We start from the raw sequence: 1,472 nt of genomic DNA, 5'->3' as shown, positions 1-1,472 counted from the left end.
GTTGTCCCGCGCCGCTTTCGCCGCGCAGGTGTATCCGTCGAACAAGCTGAAAATCTCTGTCTCTACAACCAAAACGCCTCTGGCGTTGTAAGGTTAAGCCTCACGGGTCATTAGTACCGGTTAGCTCAACGCATCGCTGCGCTTACACACCCGGCCTATCAACGTCGTAGTCTTCAACGTCCCTTCAGGACCCTCAAGGGGTCAGGGAAAACTCATCTCGGGGCAAGTTTCGTGCTTAGATGCTTTCAGCACTTATCTTTTCCGCACTTAGCTACCGGGCAGTGCCACTGGCGTGACAACCCGAACACCAGCGGTGCGTTCACTCCGGTCCTCTCGTACTAGGAGCAACCCCCCTCAGTTTTCCAGCGCCCACGGCAGATAGGGACCGAACTGTCTCACGACGTTCTAAACCCAGCTCGCGTACCACTTTAAACGGCGAACAGCCGTACCCTTGGGACCTACTTCAGCCCCAGGATGTGATGAGCCGACATCGAGGTGCCAAACACCGCCGTCGATATGAACTCTTGGGCGGTATCAGCCTGTTATCCCCGGAGTACCTTTTATCCGTTGAGCGATGGCCCTTCCATTCAGAACCACCGGATCACTATGACCTGCTTTCGCACCTGCTCGAGCCGTCACTCTCGCAGTCAAGCCAGCTTATGCCATTGCACTAACCTCACGATGTCCGACCGTGATTAGCTGACCTTCGTGCTCCTCCGTTACTCTTTAGGAGGAGACCGCCCCAGTCAAACTACCCACCAGACACTGTCCGCAGCCCGGATCACGGGCCTACGTTAGAACATCAAGCATTAAAGGGTGGTATTTCAAGGTTGGCTCCACGCGGACTGGCGTCCGCGCTTCAAAGCCTCCCACCTATCCTACACATCAAGGCTCAAGGTTCAGTGTCAAGCTGTAGTAAAGGTTCACGGGGTCTTTCCGTCTTGCCGCGGGTACACTGCATCTTCACAGCGAGTTCAATTTCACTGAGTCTCGGGTGGAGACAGCCTGGCCATCATTACGCCATTCGTGCAGGTCGGAACTTACCCGACAAGGAATTTCGCTACCTTAGGACCGTTATAGTTACGGCCGCCGTTTACCGGGGCTTCGATCAAGAGCTTCTCCTTGCGGATAACCCCATCAATTAACCTTCCGGCACCGGGCAGGCGTCACACCGTATACGTCCACTTTCGTGTTTGCACAGTGCTGTGTTTTTAATAAACAGTTGCAGCCAGCTGGTATCTTCGACTGGCTTCAGCTCCGGGAGCAAGTCCCTTCACCTACGCGCCAGCGTGCCTTCTCCCGAAGTTACGGCACCATTTTGCCTAGTTCCTTCACCCGAGTTCTCTCAAGCGCCTTGGTATTCTCTACCTGACCACCTGTGTCGGTTTGGGGTACGATTTTGTGTTACCTGATGCTTAGAGGCTTTTCCTGGAAGCAGGGTATCAGTTACTTCAGCACCGTAGTGCCTCGTC

Annotated in this window: 1 rRNA gene; it reads right to left on the bottom strand. The window is 54.6% G+C overall.

Going from position 1 to position 1,472, the window contains the following annotated elements:
- Window positions 1-89 precede the first annotated feature (89 nt).
- Window positions 90-1,472, bottom strand: a 23S ribosomal RNA gene (locus tag MUG06_RS22730); the annotation flags it as partial.

This window comes from Pantoea sp. MQR6 (assembly GCF_022761075.1).
In the GTDB taxonomy this organism is placed as follows: domain Bacteria; phylum Pseudomonadota; class Gammaproteobacteria; order Enterobacterales; family Enterobacteriaceae; genus Pantoea; species Pantoea phytostimulans.
The sequence above is the reverse complement of the archived record's forward strand: the minus strand, read 5'-3'. Positions and strand labels throughout refer to the sequence as shown.